The 17,584-nt window shown below is 37.7% G+C and carries 16 protein-coding genes; 6 read left to right on the forward strand and 10 right to left on the reverse strand.

Features of this window, described 5'->3' with window-relative positions:
• Positions 1-20: 20 nt before the first annotated feature.
• The 7 genes from FRZ67_RS17030 to FRZ67_RS17060 all read right to left on the reverse strand — a co-directional run bounded on the left by FRZ67_RS17030 (position 21) and on the right by FRZ67_RS17060 (position 8,896).
• A complete protein-coding gene (locus FRZ67_RS17030; protein ID WP_147191458.1) occupies positions 21-1,319 on the reverse strand; it encodes a sensor histidine kinase in 1,299 nt (432 codons plus the stop codon).
• Positions 1,303-2,676, reverse strand: coding sequence for a sigma-54-dependent transcriptional regulator (locus FRZ67_RS17035; RefSeq protein WP_147191460.1), 1,374 nt, complete (start codon positions 2,674-2,676; stop codon positions 1,303-1,305). Before FRZ67_RS17035 ends, FRZ67_RS17030 begins: the two co-directional genes overlap by 17 nt.
• Positions 2,677-2,854: 178 nt before the next feature.
• Positions 2,855-4,054, reverse strand: coding sequence for an ABC transporter permease (locus FRZ67_RS17040; RefSeq protein WP_147191463.1), 1,200 nt, complete (start codon positions 4,052-4,054; stop codon positions 2,855-2,857).
• Between the two features lie 25 nt (positions 4,055-4,079).
• Positions 4,080-5,321, reverse strand: a complete 1,242-nt coding sequence (locus FRZ67_RS17045) for an ABC transporter permease (RefSeq protein WP_147191466.1) — start codon at positions 5,319-5,321, stop codon at positions 4,080-4,082.
• 170 nt (positions 5,322-5,491) lie between these two features.
• On the reverse strand, positions 5,492-6,157 hold the full coding sequence (locus FRZ67_RS17050; RefSeq protein ID WP_147191468.1) for an ABC transporter ATP-binding protein: 666 nt from the start codon (positions 6,155-6,157) through the stop codon (positions 5,492-5,494).
• An 18-nt stretch (positions 6,158-6,175) separates the two neighbouring features.
• Positions 6,176-7,639: a TolC family protein gene (locus tag FRZ67_RS17055; RefSeq protein ID WP_147191470.1), complete on the reverse strand. Its 1,464-nt coding sequence runs from the start codon at positions 7,637-7,639 to the stop codon at positions 6,176-6,178.
• 9 nt (positions 7,640-7,648) lie between these two features.
• Positions 7,649-8,896 carry an efflux RND transporter periplasmic adaptor subunit gene (locus FRZ67_RS17060; protein ID WP_147191472.1) on the reverse strand — a complete coding sequence of 416 codons (1,248 nt, stop codon included), beginning with the start codon at positions 8,894-8,896 and terminating at the stop codon, positions 7,649-7,651.
• A gap of 329 nt (positions 8,897-9,225) precedes the next feature.
• Between FRZ67_RS17060 and FRZ67_RS17065 the strand changes: the two genes are divergently transcribed.
• The 6 genes from FRZ67_RS17065 to FRZ67_RS17090 all read left to right on the forward strand — a co-directional run bounded on the left by FRZ67_RS17065 (position 9,226) and on the right by FRZ67_RS17090 (position 14,844).
• Positions 9,226-10,173 (forward strand): YHS domain-containing (seleno)protein, encoded by a 948-nt coding sequence (locus FRZ67_RS17065; protein WP_147191474.1) that lies wholly within the window; start codon positions 9,226-9,228, stop codon positions 10,171-10,173.
• A 21-nt stretch (positions 10,174-10,194) separates the two neighbouring features.
• Entirely contained in the window at positions 10,195-10,665 is a 471-nt protein-coding gene (locus tag FRZ67_RS17070; protein ID WP_147191476.1) for a GlcG/HbpS family heme-binding protein, read from the forward strand.
• Positions 10,666-10,907: 242 nt separating this feature from the next.
• Positions 10,908-12,563, forward strand: coding sequence for an SMP-30/gluconolactonase/LRE family protein (locus tag FRZ67_RS17075; protein ID WP_225975378.1), 1,656 nt, complete (start codon positions 10,908-10,910; stop codon positions 12,561-12,563).
• 43 nt (positions 12,564-12,606) lie between these two features.
• The gene (locus FRZ67_RS17080) at positions 12,607-13,296 is read left to right on the forward strand and encodes an SDR family NAD(P)-dependent oxidoreductase (protein ID WP_147191478.1); all 690 of its coding nucleotides are present in this window, start codon (positions 12,607-12,609) and stop codon (positions 13,294-13,296) included.
• On the forward strand, positions 13,289-14,239 hold the full coding sequence (locus FRZ67_RS17085) for a CPBP family intramembrane glutamic endopeptidase (protein WP_147191480.1): 951 nt from the start codon (positions 13,289-13,291) through the stop codon (positions 14,237-14,239). Before FRZ67_RS17080 ends, FRZ67_RS17085 begins: the two co-directional genes overlap by 8 nt.
• Positions 14,240-14,397: 158 nt before the next feature.
• A complete protein-coding gene (locus FRZ67_RS17090) occupies positions 14,398-14,844 on the forward strand; it encodes a DinB family protein (RefSeq protein WP_147191482.1) in 447 nt (148 codons plus the stop codon).
• Between the two features lie 87 nt (positions 14,845-14,931).
• Here FRZ67_RS17090 and FRZ67_RS17095 read toward each other — a convergent pair whose 3' ends face one another.
• From FRZ67_RS17095 to FRZ67_RS17105, 3 genes are all read right to left on the reverse strand, one after another.
• Positions 14,932-16,254: a DEAD/DEAH box helicase gene (locus FRZ67_RS17095; protein ID WP_147191484.1), complete on the reverse strand. Its 1,323-nt coding sequence runs from the start codon at positions 16,252-16,254 to the stop codon at positions 14,932-14,934.
• A gap of 236 nt (positions 16,255-16,490) precedes the next feature.
• Positions 16,491-17,036 (reverse strand): GNAT family N-acetyltransferase, encoded by a 546-nt coding sequence (locus FRZ67_RS17100; protein WP_147191486.1) that lies wholly within the window; start codon positions 17,034-17,036, stop codon positions 16,491-16,493.
• A gap of 17 nt (positions 17,037-17,053) precedes the next feature.
• The gene (locus FRZ67_RS17105) at positions 17,054-17,584 is read right to left on the reverse strand and encodes an NADPH-dependent FMN reductase (RefSeq protein ID WP_147191488.1); all 531 of its coding nucleotides are present in this window, start codon (positions 17,582-17,584) and stop codon (positions 17,054-17,056) included.

Genomic DNA, 17,584 nt, shown 5'->3' on the forward strand with positions numbered 1-17,584 from the left:
ATTAAATGAACAGAATTTTATTAAAACTGAATAGCAAATTCTGTTTGCCCGTCTTTCACTGTTTTTAAAGAAAATGTAAAACCATGATTTAATAATATTTCCTTTACAAGTGTTAGACCGATACCTTGCCCATCTTTTTTAGTGCTAAAAAAAGGGCTGAATAAATTACTTGCAACATCGACATTTATACCTGACCCTGTATCTGTTACAACGAGCTGACGGGCTTGCGCATTCAAATCGAAAATAATTTTCCCCTTATCAGTAATTGCTTCAATAGCATTTTTTACAATGTTGATCAGTGCCTGTTCCAGTTGTTGTTCATCTGCATCAATCAAAAATGAATTTGTCCTGAGTTCATATATAAACTCAACCTGTTTTTCTCCGGCTTTCATTTGCATTAATTGAGAAACACCATGTATGATCTTTATAAGATCAACTTTTTTTAAATGAGGTTCAGGCAACCTTACCACATCTGCAAAATTGCGCATGAAAATATTCAGGTTATTGTTGCGGTCAAATGCAACCTGCAAAGCGTTATGTAAATTACTTGTTTCATTCTCTTTCCAGATATTTTGAGATTGTAAAGTACTTTGGATAATAGAGTTTACTGGTCCTACGGTATTATTCACTTCATGCGCCATCATACGAATCACCTTTCCATAAGCCTTTTTTTCTGCTGCAAGAATTTCTGCCGTCAGTTCTTCTATCATTATAAAATGCCTCGGAAAACCACGGTCAATAAAATGAGATTTTTGAAGCTTATAAGTGGTAACTGCATCAAAAGTTACGGTGGCCGATTTCCCTGATGGAAGCAGCTTCAGTTGTTTCATTACAGGATGTTCAATTGCATCAATAGATTTACCAACAACTTCTTTCTCTTTTATATTCAATAACTGCAATGCCATTGGATTGATCTGTTGTACGCGGTCTTCGTAATCAAGTATCATAATTCCTGTTGGAGAAGTTTGTATCAGTTTCTCCAAAAAGAAATGCTGCTCTTCCTGTTTTGTTCTTTCCGTTCTCAACTGGTCGATCATTTGATTGTACACATTGATAAGCTGATCCATTTCATATTTACCGGTTTCAACAAATTTGATATTGAAATCGCGGTCTTTGATGGCTTCTGTTCCCTGCATCAGCATTTTTAAGGGCTGTATCAGCTCATTATATAATTGCCAGGAAATAAATGCTGATAACAGGATGAATACTTCCGATATAATAAAGATCAGTTTATCGTCTTTGAAAATAAAAAAGGATAACACCAATGCAGTAAGGTGCAGTATTATAACAAACAATAAGTATTTAGTCCGAAGCTTCATCGTAAGGAATATGGTATTTATCTAATCGCCTGTACAGTGCGCTGCGTGTAAGCCCTAATGATACGGCGGCTTTGGAGATCCTGTTCTTATGAAATTCCATTGCTCTTTTTATCATCAGCTTTTCAGTCTCTTCCAAAGTTAATACGCCTACATCAGGTAATTGAATATTTCCTTTCTTACCCGGAGATAATTCTAATTGCTTACGAAAATCTTCTATGTCAAGGTTATTATTTTTACTTACCAGTACAGATCTTTCTACAAGGTTTTTTAACTGCCGTGTATTACCAGGTAATGGCAATTGCTGTAACCATTTCATGGCATCCTTGCTTACAGTTAGTAATGGCCTGTTATAAATTTCTTTCAGGTTAGTGATAAAGAAATTTACCAGCAGCGGAATATCTTTTGCTCTTTCTCTTAAAGCCGGCAAGTGAATGGTGATAAGATTTATCCTGTAAAGCAGATCTTCCCTAAAAGTATTCATACTAACCATTTCTTCCAGCTTACGGTTAGTAGCGCTTATAACACGAACATCAACTGTTTTTGTTCTGCTGCTACCAAGCACTTCATAAGTTCTGTCCTGCAACACACGCAGCAATTTAACCTGGCTGCCTGCATCAAGATCACCGATCTCATCTAAAAAGATCGTGCCTTTATTAGCCAGTTCAAATCTTCCTGCACGATCTGTTCTTGCATCGGTAAATGCACCACGCACATGTCCAAACATTTCGCTTTCAAACAATGAAGTGGAGATGCCGCCAAGATTTACTTTTATAAAAGGTTTGTGCGCTCTTAAACTATTTTGATGTATCGCTTCTGCAATTAATTCTTTACCTGTTCCACTTTCACCGGTTATTAGCACAGAAGCATCTGTTGCCGCCACGCGACCCACTGTTTCTAAAAGTTCCAGCATTTGTTCATCTTCACCAATGATGTGCTGAAAATTATAAAGGCTGTCTAATTGTTTACGCGTATGATGTTCTTTCTTTTTATCCTGCAGGTTTAGCAGTGTTCTTATTGACTGCAACAAATGTTCATTACTCCATGGCTTGGTTATAAAATCATTGGCGCCATGTTTCATACCCTCTACCGCAAGTTCAATACTGCCCCAACCTGTAATTAGAATAACGGGTACCGTTGCATTCAACCTTCTTATTTGTTGCAATAGCTCCATGCCTTCACGGCCGGATGTTTCGATCGAAAAATTCAGGTCGAGTATAATAAGTGAGAGTTCAGTTTTTTTTATTACAGACAATGCTTCTTCCTGTGCAGATGCATCCATGGCATTATAACCTTCGTTTCTTAACAAGAGCAATAGCGAGGTTCTTACAGCAATATCATCATCAATAATCAGTATCATAATTAATGCAGCAAATTAATATTTTTTTGAAGCCGGCAGTTTACCATTTATCATCTTCGTTGTGTCACTCACTTGTACGCTTTGTTCATTATTCAACCGGAAGCACAAGTGTGCGACGCAACACAAGTTTAATACATATTTTAAAGCCCGGTATATAAAAATAATACAACAAACCATTTTATTCTTCATGAAGCGCAACAGCCGGATAAATAGCTGCAGCCTGCTTTCCGGGATATAATGCACAGATAATTACAAGCACATAAATAAACAAAACAGAAAATGCTATGGCCCACAAATAAATATTAGATGCAAGATCAAACACATTTAACAAAGGAAATTGTACAGCAAAAAACAAACCCAGTATCAGTGAAATAGTTGCCAGCACCAAAGCTTCGCCAACCAACTGGTTTGAAACAGAGCTGCCACTTGCACCAACTGCTCTTCGCAAACCAATCTCACTTTTTCTTTTGTTGATATTATACCAGAGCACGCCAAACAATCCAAGAGAAACATTGATGATAAGAAACCCGGCCACAATTAATAATATAATCATGGGCACCAGCATGATCCTGTTTTTGGTTACAAGCTTTTTATCGAAGTGTTCTATTTCTATACTTGTACCAATAGCATTGGAAAGTGTTTTAAAGAGCTTTCCTTCAAAAGCCGCATCAACATTCGGTTTAACTTTCAGTACGATATTTCCTACCCAATGCATGGCTCCAGTATCTATATTTCTGTACATGCCATTTTCAATAGCCTGGTAACTGCCTTTGTCTTTTAAATTATCAGCAACGCCAATTACCCTGTACCTGGCAGATTGCTGCGATTTATCTATCATGTTTTCACCAATTATTTTTCCCGTTGCAGTTTCATTTCCAAACAATTCTTCTTTCAGTTTTTTGTTTATTACTATGGGTATATCTCTACCTTTTACAATATCAGCATTTGTAAACCACCTTCCTTCTAATATTTTAAAGTTCAGTACATCTTTGTAGCTATCTTCAGCAGTATAAATATTTGTGCGTACATTCCTGTGATCACCATAACTTATTTCAGTGTTTGATGTGCTCATAGAGAAAGGCACATTATTACTCATGAAACTCATATCGACTACCTCGGGCATTGATTTGACCATCTTCTCAAGCACATCATGAAAAAGCTGGGCAGAATCATTGCTTTGAATATTTGGCGGCGGTGTATAATTTGCCACCCAAACATTATCGTAATCAAACCCCATTGGCTGTTTATAATTGTTATAGTAATACACAATCAGCGTAAAAACAGCAAACATTACAATAAAGGAAACGAACATTTCTGTTATTAAAAGAAAGTTCTGTTTCTTTTTGTTCCATATCAGTTTAAATAAATGCTTTATCATACAATGCTTTTAAAAAATAAATATTTTATTGCGCTTTTAATGCTGTTACAACTTCTAATCTAGACATGCGCCATGCGGGATAAACACCAGATAATAACCCGAAGAACAAACATGCAATAAGGCTGTACAATAATACAGTCAGGTTGATAGAAAGATGCATGTTAGTAATAAGTTCGCTGTTGTTAATTACCTGCAGAATAATAAAAGAAAGCACGATGCCTATCACGGCACCAAAAAAAGTAAGAATGATATTTTCCACAATAAATTGCCAAACCAAAGTTTTTGAAGAAGCTCCAAATGCTTTTCGTACGCCTATTTCAGAGGATCGCTCCATGATGCGGCTTATGTTTATATTGATCAGATTCAATGTTGGCAGCAACATGAAAAATAGAATAAATGCGCTTGCGGCCGTTATCAAAATATTTAACCCCGATGAATTTGTAGGATCACCGGCCATTTGTCTTGTAAAGCTTGTAACATAACTGTCCGCATAACTTATGAACTGATCAAAATCTTTTTGTTCCGGTTTTATTTTTGCAACAATACCGGCGTATTCTTCTTTTATTTTTGGAAGTTCTGCTTTTGAACGTGCCAGTAATATCGCACTGTAATTGCCGCTGAGCCCTTTGGTTCTGTAATCTGTTTTTGAAACGGTATATGGCGCATATAGATCTGCGTATGAGATAGCCATTGTTACAGGTACACTTTTAACTACGCCTGTAATGCGGTATTGAACATTATCTGCTTCAATGTATTTACCAACAACGTTTGGTATATCACCAAAATAATCCTTCTTCAGATCATCTGAAATAACGGCTACACGTTCTGCATTATCAATTTGTTGTTGTGTATAGGGCTTGCCTTCTATATACTGGTACTGCATTACATGCCAGTACGCTTCATTAGTGTATTTAATGTTTACTACAAGTTTCTTATTGTTTACATAAGTATTCACCGGAACAAATAAAGATGAGATGCCAATACTTTCCGGCGTCTTTAATTTGTTTACATACTGATCCATGTAATAATAACTGGCAGGTCCATTTTGCGTATATCCATACTTAGAATTCCTTTGTTGCAGAAAATTAATATACAGAGATCGATCCCTGTTCAGTTCAGGATAATTAGCGCTGGTAACGTTATCAACGAATGCAGTTGCCACGATCAATATAGTAAGCGTAAAGCTTATGCCAAATAAGCTGATGAACGTGAAAAATTTTCTTCGCTTTAAAACTGCAATGGCTATTTTAAAATAATTCTTTAGCATATGTTATACTTTAAATTGTATGTTTTACTGAGCCAGCTTTTGTTCTTTCATCAACTACTGTTGTGTCACTCACTTGTACGTTCGGAAATATGTTGAGCAAAGAACTAAGTGTACAAGTGTGCGACGCAAGAAAAGTTTAATAGCAGTACTGTAGCATAGCTCATAAATAATTATTGAACCTGGCTGCCATCAAACAATCTTACCAAACGATGTGTTTTCTTTGCCATATGCTCATCATGTGTAACCATTACGATCGTTGTGCCTTCCACTACATTCAGCTGAATAAGAATGTCCATGATTTCATTGCCCATGGCGCTGTCAAGATTGCCCGTTGGTTCATCAGCCAAAATAATTTCCGGCTGGCCAACGATTGCACGTGCAATCGCTACCCGTTGCTTCTGTCCGCCGGAAAGCTGTGTTGGAAAGTGTTTGACACGGTTGCTGAGGCCAACTTTGCCCAATGCTTCCAGCGCTAGTTCTTTTCTTTCTTTAGCAGACATCTTTCTGTACAGCAATGGCAGTTCTACGTTATCCAGCACTTTAAGATCATTGATGAGGTGATAGCTTTGAAAAATAAATCCAAGTTTATTGTTCCTGAAATGCGCAAGCTGCTTATCGCTTAAATGTTCCGTTTTTTGGTTTGCGATTTTTATTTCTCCTTTTGTAGGCGCATCAAGCAAACCCATTATATTCAGCAACGTGCTTTTGCCACAACCTGAAGGACCCATAATGGAAAGAAATTCTCCTTTGGCAACATCAAGACTTATACTGTTTAATGCCAGTGTTTGTACCGTATCGGTGCGATAAACTTTTTCGATATTTTGTAACTGTATCATGCGATTGTTTTTTGGTAGTTATTTATAAGTGATCTTTTCATTTTTTTCGAAATCATACAAGGAGAGATAGCGTAATTGGTAATAAGCACCCCAGAAATCTCTTAATGCTGCTATGTAATCTCTTTTGGCCTGGTCCTTCTCCTGGAAGGCAATACTAAGATCAGTAATACTTAAGTTGCCCAGTACATAGCGCTGCTGTGCAATATTGTATTTTTCAGAAGCAATGCTGTCTGCTTTTGCTGTAAGCTCCACCTGCCCTTTCATCATGTCAAACAATGTAACCTGTGTTACTATTTCCTGTGTAAAATTTTGCTTATCCTGCTCTACTGAATATTCTGCAAACTTCAGATTAGCTTCTGCTGTTTTTGTTCTTGATTTTGATCTTCCCCAATCCATTATTGGTATGGCAAATTCAAGTTGCAGCAATTGCTGATCCTGCGGCGATTGATAGGCTTTTGGTATGGTTGAAGCTGTTTGTGTATAGCCAAGTCGTGCAGTAAGTGTTGCGTTCAAACCATTGTCGGCTTTGGCTTTTACAACGTCTCTTTGTGCTTCTGCAATTTTTCTTGCAAACCCAATAGCATCAGCCCTGTTTGCATAAGCCTGCTCCAAAACTTTATCTGCTGTAACCTGCATATCAACAATCGTTGATGGAAGGTCAAGCGCAATTTTATCAGTGTTTTGCAGGCCTGTATATGTACGGAGATTTAATAAGGCAATTTCCATATCACGCTTAGCAACACCAGTTGCTTTTTCTGCTTTTAACTGCTCAAGCTGTAATTGAAGAATTTCATTCTTTGCTATTTTACCAATGTCTAATTTTTCATTGGCCACCTGCATGATCTTTTTTGTGTTCTCCAAATTTGTTTGAGCGATCTGGTAATTAACCTGTGCCAAAAGGAGATCAAAAAAATAACCGCTGGCAACAATCGCAATACCTTCCATGGATTCTATATAAGCCTGCTTGCTTTCATTATATTTTAGTGGTTCAATTTTATTATCCCATTTCAACGTATTGAACTGGAACAACGGCTGACTATAACCAATCCCAAACGGTACTGTATTATACAATTGGTTCTTCCTGTCGAAATCATCGAACCTTTGTAATTGTGTGGTACCGAATACAGTGCCACCGGTGGCTGCAATGCTTTGGCTGAAGGAAAGGTTTAATGAGGAGTTGTTGTTGTGTATTGGTTGAAACAAAATGGTACCATCTGGTTGAATTACCTGCGAGAATGTTTTGCTATAGGCAGGCAATAAACCATTTAATAAAAGTTGTGGCTGGTAATTTGACCTGTACACACGCCACTCCCAATACTTTGTCTCTTTGACCGTTGCTGCCTGTTTCGATTCAATTGATTTTTCTTTTGCCATTGCTATTACATCCTGCAGGCTCAATCTTGCAGTGTCACTACTATCCTGGCAAAATATTTTCCCTGACAGCAATAGTAAAAAAATAATATAATGTAGTTGTGTCTTCATTTTTCTGTCTTAATTCCTGATCGTTATTTCCCGTACATTTTTAAACTTGCTCATATCTGAAGTAATGATCACATCGCCCGGTTTTACATTGTCTTTGATCTCTACAAAATCAAAATTGGTCATGCCAATATGCACACTTCTTCTTTCAGCTTTTCCATCATGTACCACAAATATGTTCTGTGAAGAAGCCCCCTGGAAGCCGGGACCATTAGTTACACGCATTATATTATTTTTTGCAGCTGTAACCAGATAAACATCCACTTTTAAATTAGGGCGCAGCAGCTTATTGTTTTGTTCATCAAGCCGTATATCAAATGTTACAATGTTATTTTGTACTGATGGATAAATATTACTTACGGTCCCACGCATCTGAGACTCACCAACACGTATAATTGCTGCCATACCTATGTGCAGATCACTCATGAAATTATCTGAAACGCTGCCGGAAACTTTAAAACCAGAAAGATCTGCGATCCTTGCCAGTGCTTCGCCTTCAGTTACGGAAGCGCCGATATTTTTATTGATCCATGTAATTACACCAGCGCGGCTCGTAACAATATTGGCGAGATCAAGTTTGCGTTGCAACTCTTTCAAATCATTCTCTTTTATTGCAGCATCAATTTCAGATTCACGCATTTCCACCTGCATGGTTTGTTGTTTGCTTTTGATCTCATTTTCCAGTTGTTGTTTTTCCAGTTTTGCAACTTTCAGATCCAGTTCAGCTTTCTCAATATCTTCCTGTGTCCCGCCACCGGCTTTATACAAACGTTTTGCATTTTCAACATCTGCTTCCAGGCTATTTATACGTAGTTGCTTGATGTCGTTGTTTGATTTGATGTCGTAAAAGCTTTTATCCAGTTCAAGTTTTAGTTTATGAATATTATTGCGTTTTACTTCCAGTTCAAATTTCAGTTTCTCTAATTCAGTTTGGGTGGCAGATTTATCAAGCGTTAAAATAGATTCACCAGCTTTTACATTGGTGCCTGCATCCATCACTACATTTTTTATTGAAGCATTGATGGGGCTAGTAATGATCTCTTCAAATTCAGGCAATACTTCACCCGATGCATTAACAGTGTTTTCTATGCTACCCATTTCAACAACGGCAGTAGTAAATTCTTTTTTTGTGATAGATGATTGTAAAGTGGAACGTAGTAGCAGGATTAAGGCAATAATAGCAATAGCAATGACAACAATGATTGTAACTGCTTTCTTTCTTTTTTTTCCGCTTACCTGAGTTTCTATACTGATGTCCATGAAACCTATTTTGGCCAAATATGTTTCAATAGAAGTGCCAAACCTAAATGATTGCTAACGAATGTATTAGTGTGTTTTCTATTTTTAAAAATGTTCGATACCGGACAAAATGTTTGTAAGTGAACCTTCAGGTGATATTTTTTTGATGCAAGCTTTTGTATATACATCATTTTTACTTGCGTCGCACTCTTGTACAAGTACAATTTTATTCGGCAGAAAACAATCTTTCTAAAATATACTCCTGCAAATCTTTTTAAACTGTAATCCAACCGACAGCCCACTTTTCACATTCATAGTTCTTTTGTATCGTAAATAAAAGAATTATAAAAATGAAAAAGATCATGATGAACATAAAAGCAATCTCTGCTTTTATTTTGATGTTGGTTGCGTTGCCATCTTTTACTAACGCACAGAAATATGAAGGAAAATATTTCAATAACCTCAATGCCGATGGTGTTATTATTGATGGTTATGATGCCGTTGCTTTCTTTACAGATGACAAACCTGTGAAAGGAGATGCAAAATTTCAATACAATTATGATGATGCTGTTTATTATTTCGCATCACAGGAACATCTTGATATGTTCAAAGCAAACCCGGAAAAATACAAACCACAATTTGGTGGCTGGTGTGCTTATGCAGTATCACTCGGCCGGGTTGCACCAATTGATGTAAACACGTTCTCTATTGTAAACAATCGGCTTGTTATACAACACAATCAACGTGCTGTTGACGGCTGGAATAAAGATGTACAAGGCAATCTTTCACTCGCAGATAAATACTGGCCAGAGGTTACAGCTGGTGGTGGCAAACAAATTAAAACAGATGCCGAGAAAGCATTTTTAAATAACACCGACCCTGATGGAGTAACACTCCAGGGTTATGATGCCGTTGCCTACTTCACAGATATGAAACCAACCAAAGGCGATCCAAAATATTCTGCACGTTATAATGGTGCTACCTATTGGTTTGCATCAGAAGCACATGCTTCAATGTTTAAAGATCATCCTGAAATGTTTGCTCCACAATATGGTGCCTTCTGCGGTTATGCGATGAGTCTAAATAAACTTCGCCCAATTGATCCGAACATCTGGCAGATTGTTGATGGTCGTTTGATTTTGCAGCACACACAGGATGCGTATGATCAGTTCAACAAAGACGCAAAAGGCAACACTGCAAAAGCAGATGGTTACTGGCCTGGCCAAATAAGGAAACATGCAGGTAAAAAAGTAAAATTTGATGCTCCTGCAAAACCAGCGACTACAGACGCTAAATAATAAAAGACTCAAAACATTTATATGATAAAAATATTTTTCTTCATTGTTCTTGCAATCGGTATTGCTTCAGTATGTTCTGCACAAACAATTGCAACAAAAAATATTTCACTTGATGCCGCAAAAAAAGTTGTTGCAGAAGCAGTGAAATATGCAAAAGCAAACAATGCTCCCGGTGGTGCAATCGCTGTTGTTGATAACGGCGGTAATCTTGTTTACCTCGAAAGACTGGATAATACTTTCGCTGCTGCCAGTGAAGTGGCAATCAAAAAAGCCAATACTGCTGCGCTTTTCAAAGCGCCTTCCTCAAAACTGGAGAATGCAATCAATGGTGGCAGAGATGCGCTCATTACTGTTGGTCATACATTTTTACAAGGTGGTGTTCCAATCATTGTTGATGGTCAGGTTGTAGGTGCGGTAGGTGTTAGCGGTAGTACAAGTGCGCAACAGGATGAAGACATGGCTAATGCCGGTGCTAAAGTAAGTATTGATTAAAGTAAAAGTAAAAATTCCAAAGTCAAAAAGTGCGGAAGAAATTTTATGTGCCATGTTTTTGAATAAGCATTAAACATTTGTTGCGTCGCACACTTGTACTGAAAAATAGCTATGACCTTTTGGCTGCGAGCAAAGAAAAAAGCTCGAAGCTCATAGCTCGCCGCTCGTGGCTCTTTGGTACAAGTGAGTGACACAACAGGCGATGCCACGAAGAACATCTTCTGACAAACAAAAAATTCAACATGGAAAAATTTACAAACATAAAAATGCGAATGTTGTTTCCATCGCTTTTGATAAGTGCGTTTGCAATGGCGCAGGAAACACGCCAATTAACAGTTGAAAAACCAACTGCAATTGCAGATTTGAAGACAACAGAGGGTGCCGCATTAGTAGATGCGAAATGGTTTGTGCAACCAGCGCACATACAGGAAACGAGTTTCAAATCTCCGGGACCATCATCAAAAGACCCGCTGCTGCTGTATCCTACAGGAATGACGATCTCAACACATACCATTCATCCGCAGATTAGCGCTGCAGATTTTGATAAAAATTTTATTGCAATAAAACCAATTGATCTTGAAATGCGTGAAGGCATGGGACTTGTTTCAACCGTGTGGTTTAAAACAGAATTGACGATTCCTGCAACGATTGGAAAATTGAATACTGCAGGCAGCACTGCAGTGTTTGAAATTACAGTTGATGATTACAGCGAGATTTGGGTGAATGGAAAACAGATGCATGGATTTGGTCAGAGTGGGAACGGTGTGATCAGTGGATACAATACCCGCAACAGGGTTATACTTACTGATAATGCAAAACCTGGTGATCATTTTTCGATTGCAATACTTGGGATTAATGGCCCGTTGGGAATGATACCAGATAATTATATATGGGTAAGAAATGCGGTTGTTGATTTTTATAAAGACGGCTTGCCATCGAACGCAGCATGGAAAAATGTTGGAAAAATTTCTGTGATTGATGAACAATTGAATCATATCATTTCTAAAGATGCTACGATTGATAAAGTTGCAGATGGATTTCAGTTTACGGAAGGGCCTGTGTGGCACCCCGATGGATATTTATTGTTTAGTGATCCTAACACGAATACAATTTATCGTTACAACCCAAAGAATAATAATGTAACTGTTTATATGAGTCATAGCGGTTATACGGGTGCAGATATTGGTGAGTATGGTCAGCCGGGAAGTAATGGTTTGGCAATTGACAAAGAAGGAAGATTGATTGTTGACCAACATGGAAACAGGAGAGTAGTGCGTTATGAAAAGAAAGGACCATTAACAGTTTTAGCGGATAAGATTGATGGTAAGAGATTTAATAGTCCGAATGATATTGTTTTGAAAAGTGATGGCACAATTTACTTTACAGATCCGCCTTATGGCTTACCGAAATTCTTCAATGATGCAAGAAAAGAGTTAGATTATTCAGGAGTGTTTATGATAAAGGATGGAAAGCTTAATGTTGTATCAAAAGATCTTGGCGGACCAAACGGTATTGCATTCTCACCTGATGAAAAATATTTGTACGTTACAAACTGGGATATACGTGATATACATCACACCAAAACATTATGGCGTTATGAAGTACAACAAGATGGAAGTTTAAAGAATGGCAAAATATTTTTCGACTGGAACTTAACAGAAGATGATGAAGCGCTTGATGGCATGAAAGTGGATAAAGAAGGAAATCTTTTTGTAAGTGCGCCAGGTGGTGTTTGGATATTATCTGCTGAAGGAAAATTATTAGGAAAGATAACAACACCGGAGCGTGCAGCTAATATGGCGTGGGGTGATGAAGATGGCAAGACTTTATATTTGACAGCCCACAGTAGTTTGTATAAGATAAGAGTAGAAACTGGTGGCAGGTTTTGCTGGCAGTAAAATTTAAATAAAAGATGTCTTAACTTCCATACAAAATAAAGCCATGAAGACAGTTATTATAACAGGTGCTAACGGAAACCTTGGTGTTGCCACTGCAAAAAAGTTTTTAGATGAGGGATATATAGTTGTTGCTATTGATGGAAAAGATGATCATCTTGAGTTTGCATTAAACAATACTAATTTTGAATTTCATTCCATTGATCTTACCAATGAAGAAAAGACTGCAGAATTTATAAAGTCAACTGTAACAAGGCATGGAAAGATAGATGCTGCATTGATGCTTGTTGGCGGTTTTGCCATGGGGACTGTAAACGATACAAATGGCGCAGACATACTAAAACAATTCTCGTTGAATTTTGAAACAGCATATTTCGTAGCACAGCCCTTACATAAGCATATGCAGGAAAATGGATATGGGAGATTAGTGTTTATTGGCGCAAGGCCTGCTATTAATCCTGCACAGGGCAAGGCTCTGGTGGCTTACGCATTAACCAAATCACTGCTCTTCAAACTTGCAGAGTTTATCAATGAAGAAAACAAAGGCACTAATGTAGTTGCTTCTGTTGTGGTGCCCAGCACTATTGATACAGCGATAAACAGAAAAAGTATGCCTGATGTAAATCCTGCTGATTGGGTAAAACCGGAGCAGCTTGCGGATATACTTGAATTTATCTGTAGTGAAAAAGGTTCTGTAATAAGAGAGCCGGTATATAAGGTTTACAACAATGCCTGATAAGTTGATGCGTAAAGACAAAATTTATATCAGTGCTTATATATTTATTTACATAATTGCTGCATTGGTTTTAGTGGTAGTTTTTCAGAATCCTGTTGAAGATATTTTAACAGGATTATTTTCATTTGGTATCGGCTTTTCGCTTGTAGCCTGGTTGCTTACAAAAAATATCAGCAATAGTGGAATTGATAAACATCCTTTTAAAAATGAAGCATGGCTTCTGTTCGCACTAATATTTTGGATAATACTTTATATAACATATGGCAGCAGTTTTGTTGACCATTTAGTACCAGCTTCTATCCTGCAAAATGACCGGGCTTATGCATTTGTTATTCTTGCAAGAAAATTATTGGTGTTTGTAATGGTGCCACTCTTATTATACAGGCTTGCAGGATTTTCCTTAACTGATTTTGGTTTGGAAGCGCCCATTAAAAATATCTTTTCAAAGAAGAGCCTGATAACCTTTTGTGTAATCTCGGTGATCGTACTGGCGTTTCAATATTTCATGAGCAATGGCGGCAAACATTTTCGTGAGGGCAATTTTTCTTTTGCACAAATGCTTGCAGGATTTCCACTGTTGTTCATTTGGCTTTTTCTCGAAGTTGGCCTGGTGGAAGAATTTTTCTTTCGTGGTTTGTTGCAATCAAGAATGAGTGCATTGCTAAAATCCAATGCAGGCGGCATTCTTATCAGCGGCTTGATTTTTGGCCTTGCGCATGCGCCGGGGCTTTACCTGCGCGGGTTTGGCGAAACAGAAGGCATTACTGAATCATTACCTTTTGCTTTTTGGGCTGCTTACACTGTTTGCACAATGTCTGTAGGCGGTATTTTTATTGGTATCATCTGGAGCAAAACAAAAAACCTTTATCTCATTATGGCCATTCATGCAATGCTGGATATTATTCCAAATTTTGCAAACTTTGTTCATACCTGGAAGTTGTAATTTATTTGTAAGCCCATCTGCAATATGCAATGCAGCTTTTCTTGCGTCGCACTCCTGAACGCTTTGTTATATACTAAACAATTTTTACAAACGGAGAGTCGCGAATTTTATACATCTTTATCTTTAATGATTCAATTATAACGTCAATCAATTTTTTTATGTTACAACAAACACTTTTGCCACTTTTTGAAAGGGACCTTAATAAATTGAAACAGGAAATAGCTGCTTATACCAATGAAACTGATCTCTGGAAAATACAGGATGGCATTTTAAACAGTGCAGGTAATTTAAGTTTACACCTTGTAGGTAACCTAAAACATTTTGTTGGTAAAGTGTTGGGCAATATTCCTTACGAAAGACAACGCGACAAAGAATTTTCAGATAAAGATGTTTCTAAGGAGCAATTGCTGCAGAGTATTGAAGAAACAAAAGAAGCGGTGATGAGTACGTTGCCAAAACTAAACGATGATACTATAAAAAGTATTTATCCTATAAATGTTTTTGGTTATGAAATGACAACAGAAAGTTTTCTTATTCACCTTTATGGACATTTGGATTATCATCTTGGGCAAATAAATTATCACAGAAGATTATTGAATAAGTAGTTCCTGCTGAATTTATAAGTAACAGTACAAGAGTGCGAAGCAACGTAGGTCTGATAAGGATTCAAATGCCTGGCTCAAAAAAAAGTATTACCTGGCAATATCGATCTTTACTTTCTTGTTTTTTATTTTTTCGTTTTTGATCAGTTGCAGTGTGTGCGCCATTTTTACTTTTCTTACAGCTACAAATGAGAAAAAATCTTTTACTTCAATCAAACCAATATCTTCTTTTTTCAGTTGCCCTTTATTAGTTAAAAAACCAACGATATCAATTTTATTTACTTTATCTTTTTTACCAGCGGCAATAAATATAGTTGACCACTTTGGTTTTTCTGGCAACACTGCTTCTGCAGGCAACTTTATTTCTGTAACGTTTGTAGTAATGTAAGGTGGCAATTTTTCTTCGGGCGATAAAATAAGTATTGCAGTGCCGCTTGCATCCATCCGTGCCGTTCTTCCATTGCGGTGCGTGAAAATATCTTCTGAAGCCGGCATGTGATAGTGAATGATATAACGTATGTTGGGAATATCAAGTCCTCTTGAAGCAAGGTCTGTTGTAACCAATACATTCGAAGTTCCATTCCTGAATTTACACAACGCACTGTCTCTTTCCTGTTGCTCCATCGCGCCATGATAAAATACATTTACAATACCTTTTTCTTTCAACATATTGCTGGTGCGTTCTACAGATTCCCGGTGATTGCAAAACACAACAGCAGAGCGGTTTCCAAGATAACAGATCAAATTAAACAGTGTGTCTATTTTATCTTTATCATCGCTTTTTACGGTTTGAATAGCGAGCCCATTTGTTATTTCGCCGGATAAATAATTAAGCTTTGTAGGCTCCTGTAAGCCAATAAAATCAGGTATATACACTGCTTCCGTAGCAGATGTAAGTATTCTTTTTTTCAATGATGGCAATGAACCAATGATGAACGACATCTCTTCTTCAAATCCTGCTTCCAGAGATTTATCAAACTCGTCAAGCACCAATATTTCGATGCTATCTGTAGTAATATTTTCGCGGCGGATATGATCTGCAATTCTGCCAGGTGTTCCTACGATTACTGCAGGCGGTTGCACTAAATTATTTTCTTCAGTTTCTCTTAAATGCCCGCCATAGCAGCAGGTTATTTTAAAACCCGTGCTCATTTTTTTAAATACCTGTTCTACCTGCAATGCCAGTTCTCTTGATGGCACAATGATCATGGCCTGTGTTTTTTTATTATCGGCTTCTAACAACTGAAGTATAGGAAGTAAAAAAGCGAGTGTCTTGCCTGAGCCTGTATCAGCAAGCAATATCACGTTATCATGCTTCTCAGTTGCAGCCAAAGCAGCCAATTGCATTTTGTTAAGCGCATCAATATTTAGTCCGGCAAGTATCTTTTCTAAAGAATATTTTTTCTGTTGCATTGCCGCAAAAGTAGTGAAGTTTGTTTTGGTAGTCTTAACGGGCCCGGCAGTAAGCAGTGAATATAATTTTTTGGCTCCCGGCTATTGTAGTTGTATAAAGCATTCTTGCGTCGCACTCTTGTACGTAAGAATAACTATGAGCAAATAACCCTGAGCTCACCGCTTGCCGCTCAAAGTTTAAAAGTACAAGTGAGTGACACAACAGGCGATGACCAATGGGCAGGAAGCTAAGACAATTATATATTCAGCAGCATATCAATATTATCTTTTTCATCAAACCAGAAATTACCTTTGGGTTCAAAACCATGTTTTTCATAAAAATGAACTGCCCTTGCATTGGAGGCCTGCACACCGCCCCAAAGAATAATTGTTTTACAACTTTGCTGCTTTAACTGCTGTAAGATCTCAGTAAACATTTTTGTACCCAACCCTGTATTTTGAAAATCATCTGCAACAGAAGGCGCATAGGTTATTGTTGTTGCTGCATCAAAGAACAAATTATGCTGTGCATATCTTTCAGCATCCGCATCGAGCATACCTCTCTTTGTAAGCATATAAGCAACTATACGATTATTGGCAACAGCTATAAATCGCTGCCCATCGTCATGATCCAGGTTATTACAAATATTAGTCACTGTTTCCCTGTCAAATGCGTGCGGACCAAACCTGGAGCGGCTTTCAGCAGAAAGGCTTTCAAGATATTGAAAGAGTGGTTCTGCATCATCTTTATTCAGCAGTCTTATGTTTACGATTGAATTGTTTTTTAAAACTATCTCTCTCATAGCAGGCACCAGTTATTTCACTTTTCAATAGACGATACAAAAGCATTAACTACACGCTGCATATCAGCAAGCAAAGCAGGATCATTGATCTCCCCTTTTTTATTCAGTTTTGCGCGGATGAATGGGATCAGCAATTTTGCATCTTCGGCCACATTAGCAGTAATAGCAGAAAGTGTTAACAAGAGCGATGCATGTGCATTCTTACCTACAGATGCAGCTGTAATTACAGCAACGGGCTTGTGTACAAATTCACCGGAACCAACTGTCCAATCCAACGCATTCTTTAGAGAACCCGGCACACCAAAAGCATATTCAGGTGTACAGATCAATACACCATCGGCTTCCGCAACCAATTGCCTGAAATGAATTACTTCAGCAGGAACTTCAAGACTATCATCGAAATGCGGCAATCGCCCTAGCTCCTCATACAATTGAAGAACTGTATTAGCGGGTAGGAGCGAAGCTGTTTGTTTAAGAACAGATGTTGCAGAAGAATTTGTACGAAGACTTCCGGATATACCCAGTATTTTGATTTTGTTATTTAACAT

The organism is Panacibacter ginsenosidivorans, from assembly GCF_007971225.1.
Taxonomy (GTDB): Bacteria; Bacteroidota; Bacteroidia; order Chitinophagales; family Chitinophagaceae; genus Panacibacter; species Panacibacter ginsenosidivorans.